Genomic DNA, 20,869 nt, shown 5'->3' with positions numbered 1-20,869 from the left:
TTGACGCAGCGGCCAGTTTTTTCCGTTGCCCCGGCTACCAAAACCTACGTTTATCAGCCGAAAACGGCCTTTCTGAGAAAATTTTTCAGCTCTAATCCGTTTCTAATCTACCTCTAATTCAGCCCTAATACGGGGGGCGTACTCTTGCATAACCAACCACCGAATCCGGTTATGCAACGCTCTGTTTTCGTGCTGATGGCGGCCCTGCTGCTCAGCATTCTTACCCGCCCCGCCGCGGCTGCTCCCCTCGCCGGCGACACGGTGCGGCTCTCCCTCTCCGATGCCGAACAGCGGTTCGTGCAGAACAACCTTGATCTGCTGGCCCAGCGCTACAACGTATCGGCGGCCGAGGCCCAGATTCTGCAAGCCCGGCTCTGGGACAACCCCACGGTTTCCATCGAGCAGAACGCCTACAACCAGTTCACCCACAAGGTGCTGGATGTGACCAAAACCGGCAACTCCATTGTGCAGGTGCAGCAGCTGTTTGCCATAGCCGGCCGCCGCAAAGCGGCCGCCAGCGTGGCCCAGCAGAATGCATTGGTGGAGCAGTTCACCTTCCAGGATTTGCTGCGCACCCTGCGCTACCAGCTCCGCAGCACCTTCTACGACCTGTATTTCAAGCAGCAGAGCGTGGGTGTATACGACAAGGAAGTAGCCAGCTTTCAGCGCACCGTGAGCCTGTACCAGGGCCAGTACGACAAGGGCAACATTGCCCTGAAAGAGGTGATTCGGCTGAAAGCCTTCCTGTTTCAGCTCCGCAACGAGCGGCAGGCCCTGCTCAACGACATTGCCTCGGAGCAGGCGGACCTGCGCACCCTGATGCGCGACACCACCGGGGCATACTACCTGCCCCAAGCCGACCAGAACCGCCTGAAAGCCCTGAGCCTGACCAACCGCACCGAGGCGCAGCTCATCGACTCGGCCCAGGTGAACCGCGCCGACCTGAAGGCCCGCCAGGCCGCCGTGCAGCAGCAAACCCAGAACCTGCGCCTGCAGCGCGCTTTGGCCACCCCCGACCTGGCCGTGGGCTACGTGTACGACCGGGCCGGCAACTACATCCAGAACTACAACGCCCTCACGCTGGGCGTGGCCGTGCCCCTGTTCAACCGCAACCAGGGCAACATCCGCACCGCCCAGAACCAGATTGAGGTGAGCAAAGCCCAGCTGGGTCAGCAGCAGCTCCAGGTGCAGAACGACGTGCAGGAAGCCTGGCGCCTGGCCCGCCAAAACGACCAGCTCTACCAGGGCACCGACCGGGAAACCTCCGACTTCGACCGCCTGATGAAGGGCATTGACGAGAGCTATGCCAAGCGCAACCTCACCGTCGTGGAGTTCCTGGATTTCTACGAGAGCTACAAGAACAACCTAGTGCAGCTCAACAACCTGCGCGCCAATCGGGTGCGCGCCTTCGAACAACTCAACTACGCCGTGGGCCGCCCGGTGTTCAACGCCGAATAATCATGCTGCCGACTTCCCAACCTTCTCTTTCTCCCCTCAAACGCCCTTTCCAGATGATCCGCTTTGCCACTTTGGCCACTTCCCTGGCCCTCCCGCTCGCCCTGGCATTGGCGGGCTGTTCGAAATCCGAAGAAACCGACGCCCCGCAGAAGGCCGAAGCCGGCTTCTCCATGTCGGACCAGATGCTGCGGGAGCTGAAGATTGACACGGTGCGCCGGGAGCCCGTGCGCGACGAGCTGAACCTCTCGGGCCAGATTGCCACCGATGGCGACAAAACCGTGAAGGTGTACCCGCTGGTGGGCGGCGTGGTGGAGCAGCTGAGCGTGGAGCTAGGCGACCATGTGACGAAAGGCCAGGTGCTGGCCGTCATCAAGAGCGGCGAAATTGCCGACCTGCAGAACCAGAACAGCACCGCCGGCACCGACCTGGACATTGCCCGCAAAAACCTCTCGGTGCTGGAAGACCAGTACAAATCGGGCCTGGCCTCGGAGCGCGACGTGACGCTGGCCCGCCAGGAGCTGCGCAAGGCCCAGAGCAATGTGGGCAAAACCAACAAACAGCTGGGCGTGTACGGCGTATCAGCCGACGGCACCTACACGCTGCGGGCCCCCATTTCGGGCTTCATCACGGAGAAGAACGTGACCGACCACATGCAGTTCAACGCCGACAACGTGGGCAACCTGTTCACGGTGAGCAACCTCGACGACGTGTGGATTATGGCCAACGTATTTGAGTCGGACATTAGCAAAGTGCGCGAGGGTTACCAGGCCGACGTGACCACCCTCTCCTACCCCGACAAGCAATTCCAGGGCCGCATCGATAAGGTGTTCAACGTGCTCGACCCGGAAAGCAAGGTGATGAAGGTTCGCGTGAAGCTCAACAACCCCGGCTACCAGCTCAAGCCCGAGATGTACGCCCAGATCAAGGTCCTCAACACCGAAAATCAGCAGATGCTGGCCGTGCCCGCCAAGTGTGTGGTCTTCGACAAGGACCGCAACTTTGTGATGGTGTTCCGGGACCGGCACCATGTGGAAACCCGCGAGGTGAAAATCGCCAAAACCGTGGGCGACGTGAGCTACGTGCAGTCGGGCCTAAAAGACGGGGAGCACATCATCGCCCAAAACCAGCTGCTGGTGTACGACGAGCTGAACGACTAAGTGAGCTTCAAGCTGTCAGCTACAAGCTGCAAGCCTATTTGCCCGCTTTACACATCCTTGCTAACCAGGCTTGCAGCTTGTAGCTGACAGCTTGAAGCTCATCCAACCATGAATAAATTCATCCAGGGCATTATTGCCTTTTCGCTCAAAAACCGGGGCTTCGTGTTCCTGATGACCTTCGTAGTCATTGTGGCCGGGGTGATGAGCTACCGGAATACGCCCATCGAGGCCTTCCCCGACGTTACCAACACCGAAATTACCATCATCACGCAGTGGCCCGGCCGCTCGGCCGAGGAGATTGAGAAGTTCGTGACGGCTCCCATCGAAATTGCGCTGAACCCGGTGCAGAAGAAAACCAGCATCCGCTCAACCACCCTATTTGGGCTGTCGGTGGTGAAGGTGATTTTCGATGATGGCGTGGACGATGCCTTTGCCCGGGTGCAGGTGAACAACCTGCTCAGCCAGGCCGACCTGCCCGAAGGCGCCGACCCCGACGTGCAGCCGCCCTACGGCCCCACCGGCGAGATTTTCCGCTACACCCTCAAAAGCAAGGACAAAACCACCCGCGAGCTGAAAACCCTGCAGGACTGGGTGGTGGAGCGCAACCTGAAAGCCGTGCCCGGCGTGGCCGACGTGAACAGCTTCGGCGGTGAGGTGAAGGACTACGAAATCAGCGTGAACCCCGGCAAGCTCCAGGACCTGGGCCTCACCCCTTTGGACCTCTACAACGCCATCCAGCGCAGCAACATCAACGTGGGCGGCGACGTGATAAACGAGGGCCAGCAGAACTACGTGGTGCGCGGTATTGGCCTGCTCAACAATATCAACGACATCAACAACACCGTCATCAAAAACGTGAACGGGGCCCCCATCCTGGTGAAGGACGTGGCCATCGTGCACGAATCGGCGCTGCCGCGGCTGGGTAAGGTGGGCCGGGGCCTGAACGACGACGTGTTGGAGGGTATTGTGGTGATGCGCAAGGGCGAAAACCCCTCCGAAGTTATTGCCCGCCTCAAGGATAAAGTGCAGCTGCTGAACGAGAAGATTCTGCCCTCCGACGTGAAGATTCAGACCTTCTACGACCGGCAGCAGCTCATCGACTTCTCGACTGAAACGGTAATCCACAACCTGCTGGAAGGCATTATTCTGGTCACGGTTATCGTGTTCGTGTTCATGGCCGACTGGCGCACCACCATCATCGTATCGGTGATTATTCCGCTGGCCTTGTTGTTTGCCTTCATCTGCCTGCGGCTGAAGGGCATGTCGGCCAACCTGCTCAGCATGGGTGCTATTGACTTCGGTATTATCATCGACGGGGCCGTGGTGATGGTGGAAGGCCTCTTTGTGGCCCTCGACCACCGGGCCCACAAGATGGGCATGGAGCGCTTCAACAAGCTGGCCAAGCTGGGCCTCATCAAGAAAACCGGCCGCGACATGGGCAAGGCCATTTTCTTCTCCAAGGCCATCATCATCACCGCGTTGCTGCCCATTTTCTCCTTCGAGAAGGTAGAAGGCAAGGTGTTCTCGCCCCTGGCCTGGACGCTGGGTTTTGCCCTGCTGGGGGCTCTGATTTTCACGCTCACGCTGGTGCCGGTGCTCACCTCGCTGCTGCTCAAAAAGAACGTGGTGGAGAAGGATAACTTCTTCGTGCGGGGCATCAACCGCGGGGCCGAGCGGTTCTTCCGCTTCACCTACGCCCGCAAAACCGCCAGTCTGCTGGTAGCCACGGTGGCCGTGGTGCTGGGCATGGGCGCGTTCCACTTCCTGGGCTCCGAGTTCCTACCCGAGCTGAACGAAGGCTCCATCTACGTGCGGGCCCAGCTGCCCCTGAGCATCAGCCTCGATGAATCGAACAAGCTCTGCAACGAGATGCGCCGGGTGTTCCTGAGCTTCCCGGAGGTGGGCGACGTGGTGAGCCAGACCGGCCGCCCCAACGACGGCACCGACCCCACCGGCTTCTACAACAATGAGTTTCTGGTGCAGCTGAAGCACACCCCCGCAGTGGAGGCCGAAATGAAGCACAAGGACAAGCGCGAAGCCCTGATTGAGCACATGAAGGAAAAGCTCAACCGCTTCCCCGGCGTGGATTTCAACTTCTCTCAGCCCATCACCGACAACGTGGAGGAAGCCGCCTCGGGCGTAAAAGGCTCCATTGCGGTGAAAATCTACGGCACCGACCTGAAGCTGATGGAGGAAAAAGCCCGCCAGGTGTACGGCATCCTCAAAAAGGTAAAAGGTATCGATGACCTGGGCGTGCTCCGCAACATCGGTCAGCCCGAGCTGCACGTGGATTTGGATGAGCAGCGCATGGCCCAGTACGGCGTAAGCAAAGCCGACGCCAACGCGGTGCTGGAAATGGCCGTGGGCGGCAAGCAGGCCTCGCAGATGTACGAGGGCGAGCGGAAATTCCCCATCCGGGTGCGCTACCAGGAGCAGTTCCGCCAGACGCCCGAGGAAATTGCCGCCCTCATGGTGCCCACTCAGAACGGTACTACCATTCCCCTCTCCGAAATTGCCACCATCGGCGATGTCAACGGCCCCAGCCTCATCTACCGCGACGATAACCAGCGCTTCGCCGCCGTGAAGTTCAGCATCCGGGGCCGCGACATGGGCAGCACCATCGAGGAAGCCCAGAAAAAGGTAAATGCCGTGGTGAGCCTGCCCAAAGGCTACAGCATGAAGTGGACCGGCGACTTCGAGAACCAGCGCCGCGCCACCCAGCGCCTCACGCAGGTAGTGCCGGTATCGTTAGCCCTCATTTTCTTCATCCTGTTCATCCTGTTTGGCAACCTGAAAGATGCCGGGCTGGTGCTCCTGAACGTGCCGTTTGCCATCATCGGCGGCATTGCGGCCCTGCTCATCACGCACACCAACTTCAGCATCTCGGCCGGTATCGGGTTCATTGCCCTGTTCGGTATCTGTATCCAGAACGGCGTGATTCTGATATCGGTGTTCAAGCAGAACATGGTGCGCAAACTCAGCCTGGACCGCAGCATCCACGAGGGCGTCACCAGCCGCGTCCGCCCTGTCGTCATGACGGCCCTGATGGCGACCATCGGCCTCATGCCCGCCGCCATGAGCACCGGCATCGGCTCCGAAACCAGCAAGCCCCTCGCCATTGTGGTTATCGGCGGCCTCATCACCGGCACCATCCTCACCCTGTTCATCTTCCCCCTGATTTTCGAACGCGCCTACCGCGCCGAGCACACCCACTACGGCGACGACCCACAGCTGCACCCCGAGCGGCAACAAGCCGTACTGGCGCATTAGGCACACAAACAAAAGGCCCGGTCAGTGACCGGACCTTTTGATTCTACCGAACGATGTAGAGACGCAATAGTTGGAGTCTCGTCGTTGCTGATGTTGTTTAATCCGTCAGTTCCCAAGTCGTTCAACGACGAGACGCAAAATATTGCGTCTCTACACCGTTCAGCAACTGCTCTTGCGCCTACCAAATCAGCACGCGGCAAGACTCGAACTATTGCGTCTGTTTACTTCACCGCTACCCCACCCTTTTCCAGCACCTGCTGAAAGAACTGCACGTGGTAGGGCAGCGCGTTTTGCCAGTACTCCCAGGTATGGGCACCGGGCCGCTCGGTGTAGTCGTGGGGGGTGTGGTTGTACACGAGGCGGCGGTGCACTTCGCGGTTGATGTCGATGAGGAAATCGTCCACGCCGCAGTCGATGATGAGAGGCAGGCCGTTGGTGTATAGCTTATCCACCATGTTCACCACCGAGTTGGTGCTGTACGGGCTGGGCGCGGGCGTTTCGGGGCCGAGGATGGGGTTGAACAGGCTCTGGCGCTGCTGGGCTTCCTGCGGATTCAACTTGCGGTTGGTGATGCTCATGTCCAGGGCCCCGCTCATGCTGCCGGCCGCGGCAAACAGCTCCGGGTGCCGCCCCGAGAGGTACAGCGCCCCGTGCCCGCCCATCGAGAGGCCCGAAATAACCCGGCCTTCCTTGCGCGCCACGGTGCGGTACCGCTGGTCGATGGCCCCGATGACGTCCTTGGTAATGTATGTTTCGAACTGGCTGCCGGGGCTCACCGGCGAATCGAGGTAGAAGCTGAACGTCTCGCCCTCGGGCATCACGATGATGAGGTTGTACTGGTCGGCGAGGCGGTGGATGAGGTTTTTATCGGGCGTTTTGCTGCTCCAGTCGGCGAAGTGGCCGTAGGCCCCGTGCAGCAGGTACAGCACCGGGTAGCGGGCCTTTTTATTTTTGGCGTAGGAAGCCGGCACCGCCACCGCGGCCTTGTAGGTGCGCTGCATAGCGGCGCTGGCAATGGCCACGGTATCGACGGTGGCGGCGCGGGCGGCGGGGCCCAGCAACAGCAGGAGCAGCAGCAGGCGTAAGACGTTTTTCATGGGAGAGGAATGGATACGGGGGTACAGACGCGGATTCGTGGCGGCCCGTTGCGGATGCTGGCCGGCCCGAAGCAAACGGCCCCGAAATACTAAGGGCCTTTTCCCAACGCGCCGGGCCTAAGTTGCGTCTTTATCAGCACGTTTCACCTGTTACCCCGTCTGCTATGCCTACCGCCTCCGCCACCTCCTGGCCCGCCCTGCTTCTGGCCGCCTGGGCCGACACCCTCGCCACCCTGCACCTGTACACGCAGGTGGTGGGCAAAATCCGGCTGGCTACCACCCCGCTCGTCAACCATTTCTGGAACGTGCCGCTCTACGTTTCGGCGCGGGGCCTCACCACTTCGGCCATGCCCTACCAGGGCCGCAGCTTCCAGATGGATTTCGATTTCCTCGACCACCAGCTTATCATCCGGTGCAGCGACGGGGCCGAGCAGCGCTTGACCTTGCAGCCCCGCTCCGTTGCCGCCTTCTACCAGGAAGTGCAGCGGATGCTGGCCGAGCTGGGCATCCAAGTAAACATCTGGCCGGTGCCGGTAGAAATCGAAAACCCGATTCCATTTGCCGAAGACGAGCAGCACGCCAGCTACGACCCCGAAGCGGCGCAGCGCTTCTGGCGGGCCCTCACCCTTATTACACCGGTGCTGGAGCAGTTCCGGGCCGGATTCATCGGCAAGTGCAGTCCGGTGCATTTCTTCTGGGGCTCGTTTGATCTGGCCGTGACGCGCTTTTCCGGCCGCCTGGCTCCGGCCCGCCCCGGGGCCGACGGCATCACCCGTGAGGCCTACTCCCACGAGGTCATCAGCCACGGTTTCTGGCCCGGCGGCAATGGGCAGGAGGCCGCCTTCTACGCCTACACCGCCCCCGCTCCGGCCGGCTTTGCCGAGGCTCCGGTGCAGCCGGCCGCCGCCTTCTACAGTGCGGAGCTAAGCGAATTCCTGCTGCCCTACGAAGCCGTGCGCACCGCCCCCGACCCCGCGGCCGCCTTGCGCGAATTCCTCGACAGCACCTACGCCGCCGGCGCCACCCTGGCCGGCTGGGACCGGGCGGCGCTGGAACGGTAACGCACCGACCGGAAATCGGGCCCGCAAAAGCAACTCTACCGTAGCCTGCCGCATCTGTGCTGAAAAGTTTGCAACTAGCAGCCTGATTTCACCCTCCTCTTTTTCGCTATGACAAAAGCTTTCCTGCTGAGCCTGGGCCTGCTGGCCGCCGCCCCCGCCCTGGCCCAGCAAGCCGCCCCCGCCGATACGACCGCCCTCAAGATGTACCGCGAATCGGCCCGCAAAATCAACGCCCTGGTGCACACCAAGCTGGATGTGCGCTTCGACTACGCCAAGCGCCAGCTTATGGGCAAGGAATGGGTGACGCTGCAACCCGTGGGCTACGCCACCGACTCGCTGCGCCTCGATGCCAAGGGCATGGATATTAAATCGGTGACCTTGGTGGACGGCTCGAACACCAAGACGCTGAAGTACCGCTACGACAACCAACAGCTGGATATTGACCTCGACAAAGCCTACCTGCCCGGCCAGCAGTACACCGTGTACCTGGAGTACGTGGCCAAGCCCGACGAGCTGAAAGTGAAAGGCTCGGCCGCCATCAACGACGCCAAGGGCCTGTACTTCATCAACCCCGACAGCACCGAGGCCGGCAAGCCCCGCCAGATCTGGACGCAGGGCGAGACGGAGGCTTCGTCGGCCTGGTTTCCCACCATCGACAAGCCCAACCAGAAAACTACCGCCGAAATCAGCATGACGGTGCCCGCCCGCTACGTGACGCTGAGCAACGGGGCCCTCACCAGCCAAAAAAACAACGCCGACGGCACCCGCACCGACACCTGGAAGCAGGAGCTGCCCCACTCGCCCTACCTGTTTATGATGGCCGTGGGCGACTTCAAAATCACGAAGGACACGTGGCGCGGCAAGGAAGTGAGCTACTACCTGGAGCCCAAATACGCGCCCTACGCCAAGCAGATTTTCGGCAACACGCCCGAAATGATGGAATTCTTCTCGCGCCGTTTGGGCGTGGACTACGCCTGGAACAAGTACGCCCAGGTGGTGGTGCGCGACTACGTGAGCGGGGCCATGGAAAATACCTCGGCCACCCTGCACGGCGAGTTTGTGCAGAAGGACCCGCGCGAGGCGCTGGATGCTGAGTACGCCAACGGTGAGTCGGTTATTGCCCACGAGCTGTTCCACCAGTGGTTCGGCGACCTGGTAACGGCCGAAAGCTGGAGCAACCTGACGGTGAACGAGTCGTTTGCCGACTTCTCGGAGGCGCTGTGGGCCGAGTATAAGTACGGCCAGGACGCCGGCGACGCCCACGCCTACCAGAACATGCGCAACTACCTGCGCAGCCCCCGCGACGCCCAGAAGCAGCTCGTGCGCTTTCACTACGCCGACAAGGAGGACATGTTTGACCTGGTGAGCTACCAGAAGGGCGGCCAGATTTTGAACATGCTGCGCAACTACCTCACCGACGACGTATTCTTCGCCGGCCTGAAAAAATACCTCACCGATAACAAGTTCGGTAACGGCGAGGCCCACCAACTGCGCCTGGCCATGGAGGCCGTATCGGGTCAGGATTTGAACTGGTTCTTCAACCAGTGGTACTTCGGTGCGGGCCACCCCGTGGTCACCATTGACTACGGCTACGATGCCGCCGCCAAGCAGCAGACGGTTACCATCAAGCAAACCCAGCCCGGCACCGTGTTCCAGCTGCCCATTGCGGTGGATGTGTACGTGAACGGCAAGCCGGAGCGCCACCAGGTGTGGATGCGCGAGCGGGCTGAAACTTTCCGCTTTGCCGCCGCCAGCAAGCCCAGCCTGGTAAACGTGGACGCCGAAAAGGTGCTGCTGTGGCAGAAAACCGACAACAAGCCGTTTGCCGATTTCGCCTACCAGTTCAAGAATGCCCCCCGCTACGTTGACCGGCGCGAGGCCATTGCCGCCGCCGCGGCCCTGCCCCCCACCGATGCCGCCGCCCGCCAGGTGTTGCTGGCCGGCCTCACCGACAAGGCTACGGGCATCCGCCTGTCGTCGATTGCCGCGCTGAAGCTGGATGACAAGGCCGTGCAGAAAGCCGCCGCCCCGGCCCTGCGCAAGCAGTTGGCTCAGGAGAAAAACACCAACGTGCAGGCTGCCCTGCTGGGCGCTCTGGCCAAGATGAAGGATAAGAAGGACGAAAAGCAGTTCCTCAAGTCGCTCGAAAGCCAGTCGTATGCGGTGGAAGGAGCAGCTCTGGAAGGCCTGACCGCCGTGCAGCCCAAAACGGCCCTGGCCCGCGCTAAGGCGCTGGAAGCTACTAAAAACAGCACCGTAGCCACCGCCGTGGCCAGTGTGTACGCCGAACAGGGCGACGCCAGCAACTGGCCCTTCGTGCGCCAGCAGTTTGATGCCGCCGGTCCCCAGGGTAAGTTCCAGATGCTGGAAAGCGTAGTGGGCTTTATGACCCGCCTGAACGATGCCACCGTCCTCAATGAAGGCACGGAGCGTCTCCGGAAACTGGCCATAGAATACAAGCGCTACGGCGTGGATGAACCCATCCTGCAGATGCTCACCAAAGTAAAACAAGCCAAGCCCGCTGATCAGCAGGCTGTAGTAGACGCCGCAATGGAGGCTATTAAGAAAGCGGAATAGAATATAACTTTCCCGCTAAAAGTAAAAAAAGACCGGAGCCTGCTCCGGTCTTTTTTGTATCCTATAGATACCTCAAATATGGTGATGCAGGGCATTACTCAGCAGAAAACCGGGTAACGCATTTTACCCGGCAGGGTTACATCTTCTTCAAAAAATCGAACTTTTAAAAGAAGCTGGACGTCGATAAGACATGCGAAAGACCACTCTGCTGACCGCCGGAGCCCTGCTGCTTGCCGGCCCGGCCCGCACCCTGGCCCAGACCACCGACCCCAACCTCAACAACGGCGAGTCGCCGTTTGTGCGGCTGATTCGCCCGGACCGCCCGGGGCAGACCATCACCACCAACATGCTGTACCCGGGCCAGTTTCAGCTGGAAACCGGCCTTACCCGCTACGATGCGGGCAGCAGCGTGGGCTACGCCGGGCGCTCGGTGTGGGGCAGCACCCTGCGGGTGGGGTTCTTCAACCACATTGAGCTGCGCGCCACCCAGAACTACCTGCTCACGCCCGACGTGCGCCCACTGAGCGTGGAGGGCACCCCGGCCGCCTATGCCGGCCCCGTCGGCTTCGCCCCGCTGAACGTGGGGGCCAAGTTCCTGGCCTCCACCGTGCAGAACGCCCGCTCCCAGGTGGTGGTCCTGTTCGATATGAACCTACGCAACGGCGACGCCAGCTACCCCGATAAGCAGTTTGAGCCCGGCGCACGCCTGCTGGTGTCGCAGCAGTTGGGGCAGCGGTTTGGATTGGAGGGTAACTTCGGGTTCCGGCAGCGTGGCTTCAAGGCCGAAGGCACCAAGCAGGGCCAGTACCTGACCACGCTGGCCCTCAATGGCCCGCTCGGCCCCACCACGCACTTCGGCTTTCTGGCCGAAACCTACGCCACCTGGCAGCGGCAGCAGGGCTGGCGACCGGGCCTCACCACGGGCCTGTACTTCCGGCCTTCTCCTGCAATCCGGCTGGATGTTACGGCCGGCCACGGCCTCACTCCAGCCGCTGGTGGCTTCAACGTAGGGGCGGGCCTCGCCTTCCGCTTCGGCAAGTAGGCTGCTCTCTTCATGATATTGACCGTCATGCTGGGCTTGTCGAAGCATCTCTACCACTTCGTTGAAACAACACTGACGAAGCGGTAGAGATGCTTCGACAAGCTCAGCATGACGTTTTAGTAGCAGGCGGCTACTTTTAGAACAACTCTGCTGTCTGACTAGCGGCCACCGACAAAAGCGCCGACCAATTCACTGCAGAACTGGTTGGCGTTTTCACTACTTACCGGCTTTGCGCACCATGCGTACGGTGGCCAAGCACCGAAAGCCCAGCCAGTTCTGAGGGCTTTGGTAGGGCTGCTGGGTAGTGAGCGTGAGACCTTGCACCGAGGTTTTGAAGGAGCCACCCTTGGCCACGCCCCGGGAAGCCGTCATTTCGGCTACATTTCCAATGACGTTCTGCAGCCCGAAGCCGTTGGGTGGGCCAATAGTAATGGCCTGCAACGGAAACTCGCGCTTGGGTGGCGGGCAGCTGAACACTTGGTTACTGCTGGCCAGGTAATAGTTTTCGCGCAGGTTGTAGGGCAGTTCGAAGGCCGTCTCGGTGGCCGGGTGCGCCAGGTGTTGGGCATCCAGGCACGCCACCAACTCCTCCGATTCATTTAGCTTGATGGCCCTTGGCTTGCGGACAGAGCGGGTCTGAATCAGTTCGAAAGGACGCGAACCAGCGGGCAGACCGCCGGCCGCCGCCTGCTCCCACTCGGCTTCGGTAGGCAGGCGGTATTCCACCGTCACCTCATAGTCACGAAGTTCGGGATGCTGCTTGCGGAACTCAGCACCCTGAAAGTAGCTGCGGTTGACTACTGCGCTGCGCCAGCGGCAATACGCCCGGGCTTGCTCATAGCTGACACCAGTGGCCGGATGGTAGCGGTAGGCCGGGGCCCGGAAATATGACTGGGGCGCGGTGGCCTGCTCCGGGTCGGGGACGGGTTGCCAGCCGGTGGAATCAGGTAACTGGGCCCGGTAAAACGCCAGCGCGGAGTCGCGGCGCACAAAGTGCAGATACTCCAGCCAGTGCAGGTTGGCTACCTCCGTTTCATCCATGAACAGGTTGGCCGCTACCCGCACGGTGCCGGGCGGCTCCGGCAATGCAGGCGTACCACCCGTTCCGGTTTGCGCCTCGGCTACGCCCGTCACATTCATAACGGCACCCAGCAGTCCACTAATCCAAGCAAGTTTCTTCATAACACACTACCAGAGCCGCAACGCTGCCGGCTATACCTTGCAAGATACTACCTGTGACCTTTTCACGGATAAGGCAACGCTTGATCTTTACCACCCGCTCGCCCGGCTGAATTTGGCCAACGCACGTATTGCCAAGCAGGTCATCTGTTCAGGAGTACGTATGTGGGTAGTATTTTCATTATTGGCAGCTATATCAGCGGCTATTGTGGTTACGCTCTCGAAGGTGGGCGTCAAGAATGTGGAGTCCAGCGTGGCCTTTGCCATTCAATCGGTGCTGATTGTGACGGTGGCCTGGAGCGTAGTGGCCTGGCAGGGCCATTTGGGGCAGGTAGCCGAAATTGACCGCCGCACCTGGCTATTCCTGATTGCCGCCGGCGTTATCACTTGCCTGTCCTCGCTATTTTCCTTTCAGGCCCTGAAGCTGGGGCAGGCCTCCCGCACGTCATCCTTCGACAAAATCTCGCTGGTGTTTTCCATCCTGCTGGCCGTTTTCTTTCTAAAGGAAAAAGTAACCTGGCAGATTGTACTGGGCGCAATGCTCATGGCAGGCGGAGCCATTTTGATTGCCTTTTCGCGGGAAAGTACCTGAGCTAGAGCCCCAGTAGCTCGTGGTTGACGAAGGCCCCGGCCCGGGTACCCGCCGCCACCGCATTGGCCACGGAGCGCATGGGCGTGGTGGCATCACCGGCCGCGTACACCCCCGGCACGGATGTTTTCTGCCAGTCATCTACCTCCAGGTGGCCGGTTGCGGTAACGCGGCACCCCAATAGCGCCGGCAGTTCACTTTGTTGCCGGAAAGGCACGTGCGTAAAAACAGCTATCAGGTCCGCTTCTGCCCCATTCGCCAAGGCAAGGCTGCACAACTTTCCCTGCTCGTGGCACACGGCCTGTACGGAGGATTCTTCAACAAGTATTCCTTCAGCGTGCAACTGTCGGGTCTGTGCCTCAGTAAGCGTGGATGGGCCGTTGGTGAACAGCGTGAGCTGAGGCGTCCAGTTACGGATGAGCCGGGCCTGCACAAAGCCCCCGTCGCCGTTGTTGAGTACGCCCAGCGGCTGGCCGTGCACCTCGTAGCCGTGGCAGTACGGGCAGTGCAGCACCGAAATACCCCAGCACGCGGCCAGCCCCGGCAGGGCCGGCAGGAGGTCTTCAATACCACTGGCAAAAATCAGCTTGCGCGCGGTGAGGTGCCGGCCGCCGGCCGTTGCTATCCGAAAACCATCTGCTGCCTTTTCGGCCAGGAGGGCTTCGTCGGCCACTACCTGCACCGTGGGGTAGCGACGTACCTGCGCCAGTGCCCGCTCCCGGATAACGGCAGGCTTTTCACCATCCTGCGTCAGAAAATTGTGCGAGTGAGGCGTCTGGCGGTTGCAGGGCCGGCCACTATCCAGCACCACTACTTGGCGCAATGCCCGCCCCAGGGCCATAGCGGCCGCCAGCCCGGCATAGCTGCCCCCAATAATTACCACATCTGCATTGCTGCTCTGTTCCATTTCCAGGCCGTTAATCAGTTACGTTGCCAAGGCTCCCAGCCTATCCGGGGGCCACACAACGCACGAAGGTACTCAAATGCAACTAAGTTGCATTTGAGTACCTTCGTTTTCGGCTGGAATTGCTTACTCTACGGTCAGCACAATTTTCCCGGCGGCGCGGCCGGTTTCGCTGTACTTGTGGGCTTCGGCAGTTTCCTGCAGCGGAAACGTCTTATCAATTACTACCCGAATAGTACCCGCCTGCAACCAGGCCGAAATCAGGGCCAGATCGGTGCCGCGTTCCTTAGCGAAGAACATGTGCGCCGATTTGGTGGAAAGGGCCGCCGCCAGTTTATCAGTGATTAGAACACTGGGCTCTGGCGTGGTAGTTACATAGCGGCCGTTGCGGCGCAGCGCGTGCTGGCAAGCCGTAAAGCTGCTCTTGCCCACGGCATCAAACACAATATCGTAGTGGCTCCGGTTTTTGGTGAAGTCCTGCTCCTCGTGGTTCAGCACTTTATCGGCTCCCAGGCTGCGTACCAGCTCTGCGTTATCGGGGCCGCACACGCCGGTTACCTCGCCGGCCCCCAGGGCCTTGGCAATCTGAATGGCGAAGGTACCTACTCCACCCGAAGCGCCGTTTATCAGCACCCGGTCGCCGGAGAGCAGTTGGCCGTGGTCGTGCAGGGCCTGCAGGGCGGTAAGGGCCGCCAGCGGCACAGCACCAGCTTCTTCAAAGGAAATCTTCTCCGGAATAAATGCCGCTACCGAATCGGCCAGCACAGCGTACTCGGCATTGGCGCTGCCCACGCCGTCATTGGGCATGCCGTACACCCGGTCGCCTGTTTTGAAGCGGGTTACGTGGCTGCCCACGGCAGCTACCTCCCCCGCCACGTCGCGGCCCGGAATCTTGGGAAAGCGCTGGCCAGTAATGAGCTTCATATCACCATTGCGCACTTTCCAATCAATAGGGTTGATGCTGCTGGCCCGCACTCGCACCAGGATCTGGTCGGATTTGGGCGTGGGAGTTGGCTGTTCGCCGTAGCGGAGTACATCGGCCGGGCCGTATTCGGTGAAATAAATGGCATTCATACGCGGTCATTCAGTTGTTGAGGGAGCTTCTGCCTACGCAGAACCGTTGGGCTTAGGCCTGTTTCCGGTCATATTTTTTCTTAAAACCGGCTGTAAAGTAAAGCCCAGGCAAAGCATAAAAAAACCGACCTATCCAATGGATAGGCCGGTTCCACACATCGAAAGCGCACTCCCCTCAGACTACGCCCGATGATGTTTGTGCGGCACCCGCTGCCCGTAGGCGGCCTGATGCACGCGGTGCCCGATCCGGGCAGCAAAATGGCTATGAGGCCCGGGCTAGTGGCCCAGCACCTGCACCTGCGGAATATCCCGCAGCTCCAGCCGGATGCCCCGCTCGGAGGCTGCCAGCCGGAAATTTTCAATGGCTTCCAGCACGTCGTAATCAATGAACGAGGAGTTGCTGCCGTCTATGAGCACCTGGGTATCGTCGGGCAGGTCGTCCAGCACCTGTACAATGCTGGCTTTGTTGAGAAATGTAACCTGCTCGGACAGCTTCAAATGAATGGGGCCGGGCTGCATAGCGGCGGGCTTACTCAGGAAGTAGGCTGACTCGTAATTGGCCTTGAGAATGTAGAAGATACCGATGGCCAGTCCTACGGATACGCCCTTGAGCAAATCAGTGAACAGAATGGCGAGGATGGTGACAATGAACGGCAGAAACTGCTGCCAGCCAAGCCGCCACTGGGTGATATACAGCTCGGGCTTGGTTAGCTTGTAACCCACCACCAGCAGCACGGCCGCCAGCGCGGAGTACGGCACCTGATTCAGTACTGACTCCAGAAACAGGAGGCTCACCAGCAGCAGAATCCCGTGAAAAAACGCCGACATCCGAGTTTGTCCGCCAGCGTTGATGTTGGCTGAACTGCGCACAATAACTGCCGTAATGGGCAGCCCCCCCAACAGGCCGCTGATAATATTACCGGCCCCCTGCGCCATCAACTCCCGGTTGGTGGGCGTTACGCGCTTGTGCGGATCCAGTTTATCTACGGCCTTCACGCTGAGCAAGGACTCCAGGGAGGCCACAATGGCAATGGTAAACGCCACCGTCAGAAAGCCCGGCCGCTGCAGGGCACTCCAATCAGGCTGGGTAAAGGACCCGATAAAATCCTGCCAGGAGGTGATGTTGGGCAGATTCACTAGGTGCTGCGGCCGGATGCGCAACACCGGGGCCGCTTCATCCAGCAAATTATTGAGGCCGATGGATAACAGTACCACCACCAGCGCACCGGGCACCAGCCGCAAAAAACGCAGGTGCTTAGTAACCGTTCGGTCCCAGAAGAGCAGCACGCCTAACGATACCAGCCCTACCAGTGCCGAACCGGCCCCGATGCCTTCCATAGCTTTTTCGATGGCCGAAAACGTGTTCTGGCCGTCAAACTGCAGAAAGGTCATGTCCTCGAAATAGTCGGCGTCGGCCCCAACTAGGTGCGGAATCTGCTTGAGAATGAGCGTAAGACCAATGGCGGCCAGCATGCCCCGGATTACGGACGTAGGAAAGTACATGCCCACGATGCCCGCTTTCAGCGCGCCCAGCACTACCTGAATAACCCCGGCCACTACCACGGCCGCCAGCACTGCCTCAAACGATTGGAGCGTAGCGAGAGAGGCCAGCACAATACTGGTAAGGCCGGCCGCCGGACCACTCACGCTCAGGGGCGAGTTGCTGATCCACGACACCAGCAGACCGCCCACGATACCGGCAATAACCCCGGCCAGCAGCGGCGCCCCGGAGGCCAGGGAAATACCCAGGCAAAGCGGCAACGCCACCAGAAACACAACCAGGCCCGCCGGTAGGTCTTTGCTCAACGATTTCCAAGGCGACGAAGGCACACCAGCGGGTGTGCGGGCCGTGGTGGTTGCGGCTGATTCGGCAACATCTAACATACAACGAGGGGAGGCAGAGAAGGTCAGAAACCCACTGAAATGCGGTTGCACCCAGTAGGTTTAATGCAAGTCTACGGCCGCGTCGTTAAGACCTAATTAAAAGCGAATTAAAAACTAATTAAAAACATAAAATATTCACTTTCAGAACATTACATTGGCAATAATCCTCCTTTTCAAAGACGGCTGTTTATACGGTAGCCGTGGGCAGATCCAGGGTAACGGCCGTACCGTGCCCCAGTTCACTTTCCACCCTGATTTCGCCCTCATGCAGTTCCATAATTTTGGCGGTAAGCGGCAGCCCGATACCGTGTCCCGGCACCGTTCGAACCGACTCGGCCCGGAAGAACGGCACAAATACCTGCTGCCGGTCAGCCTCCGTCATGCCCATGCCCCGGTCGCGTACGGTGAGGCGCACCCGGGTACGCGAGGTGATGAGGGTGGCCACTACGGGGTACGTGCATCCGGCGGAAAACTTACAGGCATTTTCCAGAATATTCAGGAAGGCTGAAAGTAACAGCGCCTCATTACCCAGCACCCCGTACGGCACGCGGCGCGGCGCATCCGGCGACTCCCCAAAATCCAGGTCGATGCGGCAGGTGGGGTGGCGGCGGTGTACCTCCTCGTGCGCCTGCAGCAGCAGCTCATCCAGGCGCACCAGCGTGCGGGGTACCTGCGAGGGGTCGTCGGAGGCGCGGGCAATCTGCAGCAGGCCGTTGGTGAGGTCTTTCAGCAGGCGGGCAGCATCCAGGGTGCTTTGCACTACCCGGCGGTATTCCTGTGGGCTGCGCTCCTGCTGCAGCAGCGCCACTTCCAGTTGCCCGATAATAGCTGCCAGCGGGGTACGCAGCTCGTGAGAAGCGTCGCGCACGAAGGTCCGCTGCCCGGCAAAGGCCGTTTCGAGGCGGTTGAGCAGGCTGTTGAAGCGTTGGGCCAGCAGGGACACCTCATCCTGCCCATCGGCCTGCGACAGGCGGCGGTGCAGGTCGGAGGCCGTGATGCTGTCCACTTCCTGAATGATGCGCTTCATGGGCTTAAGAGCCTGCCCGGCAAAAAACCAGCCCCCGATTCCTACTATTACAAACGAGGCCAGGAGCCCAAAGGTGAGCACCGTCAGCAAATCCTGCAGCTTCTGGCGGCTGTCGGCATCCACGGAAGAGGCCACCACCACAAAGTCGCCGCGCACGGCGTCGCGGTAGAGCAGCCCCACGGTCTGGCGGTATTCATCTTCCAGCACCACCTCGCGGCCATCGGTACGCACGGCCCGCAACAGGCCCCGCGGCACGGCTTCGCGGCCCGCCAAACCCTCTTCAAACACTACCTGGTTGCGGGTATCGAACACGCGCACCTCTTCCTCGGGGAGGGTGCGGTAAAACTGCCGCAGGTAGCGGCGGTAGGTGGCCCGGCTGGCTTCGTCGCTGCGGCGGGTGCCATCCAGGTACACGTGGGCCACAATACGGGCCCGGGCAAACAGGCTCTCACTAAACGCCTCCCGCCGCGACTGATGCGTGAAGAAGTAAATCACCGCCGAAAACAGCAGCAGCGTCACAACCAGAATAGCTACAAACTGCAGCGTCAGGCGGGTACGGATGGACATTTTTAGTTGCTAGTTGCTGGTTATCAGTTGTCAGTTGCTCGTTGTCAGAACTATACTAGGATGTGTCTGAAAAGTCGGTTCTAATCTGCTACGGTCATGCTGAGCTTGTCGAAGCATCTCTACCGCTTCGTGACAGCAACATTTCAATGAAGCGGTAGAGATGCTTCGACAAGCTCAGCATGACTGTTTGAGAGTTTTCAGACACAGCCTAACAACTGACAACCAGCAACTGACAACTCATTCACTACTCTTCCTTCATCACGTAACCCATGCCCACCAGGGTATGAATGAGCTTGGGGGTGAAGTCTTTATCGAGCTTTTTACGCAGGAAGTTGATGTACACGTCGATGACGTTGGAGCCGGTATCGAAGGACGTTTCCCAGACGTGCTCCAGGATATCCACCCGCGACACTACCCGATTCTGATTGCGCAGCAGGTACTCCAGCAGGGCAAACTCGCGGGCAGTGAGCTGAATGGTTTGCCCGGCCCGCTGTACCACTTTGCGGCTGGGGTCGAGGGTGAGGTCGGCCAGGCGCAGCACCAAATCGGCGGAGGGCGACTCGTGGCGGCGGCGCGTGAGGGCCCGGATGCGGGCCAGCAGCTCCTGAAACGCAAACGGCTTCACCAGGTAATCGTCGGCGCCGGCATCGAGGCCCCGGATTTTATCGTCGGTTTCGCCCAGGGCCGTGAGCATCAGAATAGGGACGCTGGTATCCTGAGTGCGCACCTGCCGGCATACCTCCAGTCCGCTCAGGCCCGGCAGCAGCGTATCGAGAATGATCAGGTCGTAGGAGTTGGATTGCGCCAGCCGAAGCCCCAGCAGCCCATCGGCAGCCAGATCAACGGTGTGGTGCTGCTCAGTAAGGCCCTGGTGCAGAAAGGAGGCCACTTTCGGTTCGTCTTCAACCAACAGAATCTTCATGGGTGGGCAATACACGGGTTCAACCCCGGCAAGGTAGTGTACCCCGCCCGATGAAGCAGAGTTTCGGCGCAAAACCTTGTTCCGGCCCTCAAAATCGATCCACTTCTATCAATGCAAAAAAATATCCGAATAATTTAAAATTAACTTGACTTTGCGGTTTCAATCCAATACGTTTATGGAAATATTCAATACTAATGCGTAGGCAGCGAAATGGCGGTCTACTCATTTTTTGAGCTTCTCCTGCTGAGTTCATCAGTTGTTCTACTCTCTCCCCATGCGTCTGCCCCTCCTCCTTCGTCGTGTGCTGTTGTGGTTGCCTTTGCTGATTATGCTGGGCAGTTGTGTGTCGCAGAGAAACCTGCCGTATCTACAGGGCCAGGGGTACAATACCCGCACGCCGGTAGTGGCCGATAATGCCCGCCAGCAGTACCGCATCCAGCCCGGTGACGTGCTTAGCATCCGGGTGCAAAGCGTGCAGACCCAGCTCAACGACATGTTCAATACCGTGGACACCCGGGCCGTATTCAACGGCGACCCAGGCAACCTGTTTCTGACGGGATACTCCGTGGATGAAACGGGCTTCATTAACCTGCCTACGGCCGGCCGCCTGAAGCTGCAGGGCCTGACGGTGGAAGAAGCCCAGGTGGCGGTGCAGCAGCAGGTGAGCAAGTTTGTACGCGACGCCAACGTGCTGGTGAAGCTGCTCTCCTTTAAGGTGACGGTGCTGGGTGAGGTGCGCAATCCGGGCCGCTACTTTGTGTACAACGCGCAATGTACCGTGCTGGAGGGCCTGGGCCTGGCCGGCGACCTGACCGAGTTTGGCAACCGCCAGAACGTGAAGCTGATCCGCCAGACGGCCAAGGGCTCCGAAGTAGTGCTGCTGAACCTCACGGACCCTGGCCTGCTTACCTCGCCCTACTTCTACCTGCTGCCCAATGATGCCCTGTACGTGGAGCCTATGCAGGCCCGCACCGCCCGGGGCAATGCCACCAACCTGGCCCTAGTATTCTCCGGAATATCTGCGGTGGTGCTGATTCTCAATTACCTGAAAGTGCTCTAGC

General features: G+C 60.1%; 15 protein-coding genes. 8 read left to right on the top strand and 7 right to left on the bottom strand.

Annotated features, from left to right (window positions below; all coding sequences use genetic code 11):
- Window positions 1-171 precede the first annotated feature (171 nt).
- The 3 genes from EI291_RS10650 (at window position 172) to EI291_RS10640 (ending at window position 5,885) form a co-directional block, all read left to right on the top strand.
- Window positions 172-1,458 (top strand): TolC family protein, encoded by a 1,287-nt coding sequence (locus tag EI291_RS10650; RefSeq protein ID WP_125419796.1) that lies wholly within the window; start codon window positions 172-174, stop codon window positions 1,456-1,458.
- A gap of 2 nt (window positions 1,459-1,460) precedes the next feature.
- Window positions 1,461-2,615, top strand: a complete 1,155-nt coding sequence (locus tag EI291_RS10645) for an efflux RND transporter periplasmic adaptor subunit (RefSeq protein WP_240635487.1) — start codon at window positions 1,461-1,463, stop codon at window positions 2,613-2,615.
- Between the two features lie 108 nt (window positions 2,616-2,723).
- Window positions 2,724-5,885 carry an efflux RND transporter permease subunit gene (locus EI291_RS10640; protein WP_125419795.1) on the top strand — a complete coding sequence of 1,054 codons (3,162 nt, stop codon included), beginning with the start codon at window positions 2,724-2,726 and terminating at the stop codon, window positions 5,883-5,885.
- Between the two features lie 221 nt (window positions 5,886-6,106).
- On the opposite strand, the gene EI291_RS10635 is transcribed toward EI291_RS10640, so the two are convergent.
- Complete coding sequence (locus tag EI291_RS10635) at window positions 6,107-6,982, bottom strand: alpha/beta hydrolase (RefSeq protein WP_125419794.1); 876 nt, start codon at window positions 6,980-6,982, stop codon at window positions 6,107-6,109.
- A gap of 164 nt (window positions 6,983-7,146) precedes the next feature.
- On the opposite strand from EI291_RS10635, the gene EI291_RS10630 reads away from it, so the two are divergent.
- From EI291_RS10630 to EI291_RS10620, 3 genes are all read left to right on the top strand, one after another.
- Complete coding sequence (locus EI291_RS10630; protein WP_125419793.1) at window positions 7,147-8,043, top strand: DUF5996 family protein; 897 nt, start codon at window positions 7,147-7,149, stop codon at window positions 8,041-8,043.
- Window positions 8,044-8,151: 108 nt separating this feature from the next.
- Window positions 8,152-10,620, top strand: coding sequence for a M1 family aminopeptidase (locus EI291_RS10625; protein WP_125419792.1), 2,469 nt, complete (start codon window positions 8,152-8,154; stop codon window positions 10,618-10,620).
- A 190-nt stretch (window positions 10,621-10,810) separates the two neighbouring features.
- Entirely contained in the window at window positions 10,811-11,662 is an 852-nt protein-coding gene (locus EI291_RS10620) for a transporter (protein ID WP_125419791.1), read from the top strand.
- A gap of 216 nt (window positions 11,663-11,878) precedes the next feature.
- Here EI291_RS10620 and EI291_RS10615 read toward each other — a convergent pair whose 3' ends face one another.
- Complete coding sequence (locus EI291_RS10615) at window positions 11,879-12,844, bottom strand: formylglycine-generating enzyme family protein (protein ID WP_125419790.1); 966 nt, start codon at window positions 12,842-12,844, stop codon at window positions 11,879-11,881.
- Between the two features lie 160 nt (window positions 12,845-13,004).
- On the opposite strand from EI291_RS10615, the gene EI291_RS10610 reads away from it, so the two are divergent.
- Window positions 13,005-13,433: an EamA family transporter gene (locus tag EI291_RS10610; RefSeq protein ID WP_125419789.1), complete on the top strand. Its 429-nt coding sequence runs from the start codon at window positions 13,005-13,007 to the stop codon at window positions 13,431-13,433.
- Window position 13,434: 1 nt separating this feature from the next.
- On the opposite strand, the gene EI291_RS10605 is transcribed toward EI291_RS10610, so the two are convergent.
- The 5 genes from EI291_RS10605 to EI291_RS10585 all read right to left on the bottom strand — a co-directional run bounded on the left by EI291_RS10605 (window position 13,435) and on the right by EI291_RS10585 (window position 19,808).
- Window positions 13,435-14,337: an NAD(P)/FAD-dependent oxidoreductase gene (locus tag EI291_RS10605; protein WP_125419788.1), complete on the bottom strand. Its 903-nt coding sequence runs from the start codon at window positions 14,335-14,337 to the stop codon at window positions 13,435-13,437.
- Between the two features lie 123 nt (window positions 14,338-14,460).
- Window positions 14,461-15,408: an NAD(P)-dependent alcohol dehydrogenase gene (locus EI291_RS10600; RefSeq protein WP_125419787.1), complete on the bottom strand. Its 948-nt coding sequence runs from the start codon at window positions 15,406-15,408 to the stop codon at window positions 14,461-14,463.
- Between the two features lie 276 nt (window positions 15,409-15,684).
- Entirely contained in the window at window positions 15,685-17,292 is a 1,608-nt protein-coding gene (locus EI291_RS10595; RefSeq protein ID WP_125419786.1) for a SulP family inorganic anion transporter, read from the bottom strand.
- A 187-nt stretch (window positions 17,293-17,479) separates the two neighbouring features.
- Complete coding sequence (locus tag EI291_RS10590) at window positions 17,480-18,886, bottom strand: sensor histidine kinase (RefSeq protein WP_125419785.1); 1,407 nt, start codon at window positions 18,884-18,886, stop codon at window positions 17,480-17,482.
- 244 nt (window positions 18,887-19,130) lie between these two features.
- Complete coding sequence (locus EI291_RS10585) at window positions 19,131-19,808, bottom strand: response regulator transcription factor (protein ID WP_125419784.1); 678 nt, start codon at window positions 19,806-19,808, stop codon at window positions 19,131-19,133.
- Window positions 19,809-20,082: 274 nt separating this feature from the next.
- Between EI291_RS10585 and EI291_RS10580 the strand changes: the two genes are divergently transcribed.
- A complete protein-coding gene (locus EI291_RS10580; protein WP_125419783.1) occupies window positions 20,083-20,868 on the top strand; it encodes a polysaccharide biosynthesis/export family protein in 786 nt (261 codons plus the stop codon).
- Window position 20,869 lies beyond the last annotated feature (1 nt).

Source organism: Hymenobacter rigui (assembly GCF_003944715.1).
In the GTDB taxonomy this organism is placed as follows: Bacteria; Bacteroidota; Bacteroidia; order Cytophagales; family Hymenobacteraceae; genus Hymenobacter; species Hymenobacter rigui.
Note: the sequence above shows the minus strand (reverse complement) of the source record. Positions and strands in the feature narration are given on the sequence as shown.

What these genes read in the sequence shown, in the direction of transcription:
- EI291_RS10650 (WP_125419796.1), top strand. Translation starts at nt 172, where the DNA reads ATGCAACGCTCTGTTTTCGTGCTGATGGCGGCCCTGCTGCTCAGCATT.
- EI291_RS10645 (WP_240635487.1), top strand. Translation starts at nt 1,461, where the DNA reads ATGCTGCCGACTTCCCAACCTTCTCTTTCTCCCCTCAAACGCCCTTTC.
- EI291_RS10640 (WP_125419795.1), top strand. Translation starts at nt 2,724, where the DNA reads ATGAATAAATTCATCCAGGGCATTATTGCCTTTTCGCTCAAAAACCGG.
- EI291_RS10635 (WP_125419794.1), bottom strand. Translation starts at nt 6,982, where the DNA reads ATGAAAAACGTCTTACGCCTGCTGCTGCTCCTGCTGTTGCTGGGCCCC.
- EI291_RS10630 (WP_125419793.1), top strand. Translation starts at nt 7,147, where the DNA reads ATGCCTACCGCCTCCGCCACCTCCTGGCCCGCCCTGCTTCTGGCCGCC.
- EI291_RS10625 (WP_125419792.1), top strand. Translation starts at nt 8,152, where the DNA reads ATGACAAAAGCTTTCCTGCTGAGCCTGGGCCTGCTGGCCGCCGCCCCC.
- EI291_RS10620 (WP_125419791.1), top strand. Translation starts at nt 10,811, where the DNA reads ATGCGAAAGACCACTCTGCTGACCGCCGGAGCCCTGCTGCTTGCCGGC.
- EI291_RS10615 (WP_125419790.1), bottom strand. Translation starts at nt 12,844, where the DNA reads ATGAAGAAACTTGCTTGGATTAGTGGACTGCTGGGTGCCGTTATGAAT.
- EI291_RS10610 (WP_125419789.1), top strand. Translation starts at nt 13,005, where the DNA reads ATGTGGGTAGTATTTTCATTATTGGCAGCTATATCAGCGGCTATTGTG.
- EI291_RS10605 (WP_125419788.1), bottom strand. Translation starts at nt 14,337, where the DNA reads ATGGAACAGAGCAGCAATGCAGATGTGGTAATTATTGGGGGCAGCTAT.
- EI291_RS10600 (WP_125419787.1), bottom strand. Translation starts at nt 15,408, where the DNA reads ATGAATGCCATTTATTTCACCGAATACGGCCCGGCCGATGTACTCCGC.
- EI291_RS10595 (WP_125419786.1), bottom strand. Translation starts at nt 17,292, where the DNA reads ATGTTAGATGTTGCCGAATCAGCCGCAACCACCACGGCCCGCACACCC.
- EI291_RS10590 (WP_125419785.1), bottom strand. Translation starts at nt 18,886, where the DNA reads ATGTCCATCCGTACCCGCCTGACGCTGCAGTTTGTAGCTATTCTGGTT.
- EI291_RS10585 (WP_125419784.1), bottom strand. Translation starts at nt 19,808, where the DNA reads ATGAAGATTCTGTTGGTTGAAGACGAACCGAAAGTGGCCTCCTTTCTG.
- EI291_RS10580 (WP_125419783.1), top strand. Translation starts at nt 20,083, where the DNA reads ATGCGTCTGCCCCTCCTCCTTCGTCGTGTGCTGTTGTGGTTGCCTTTG.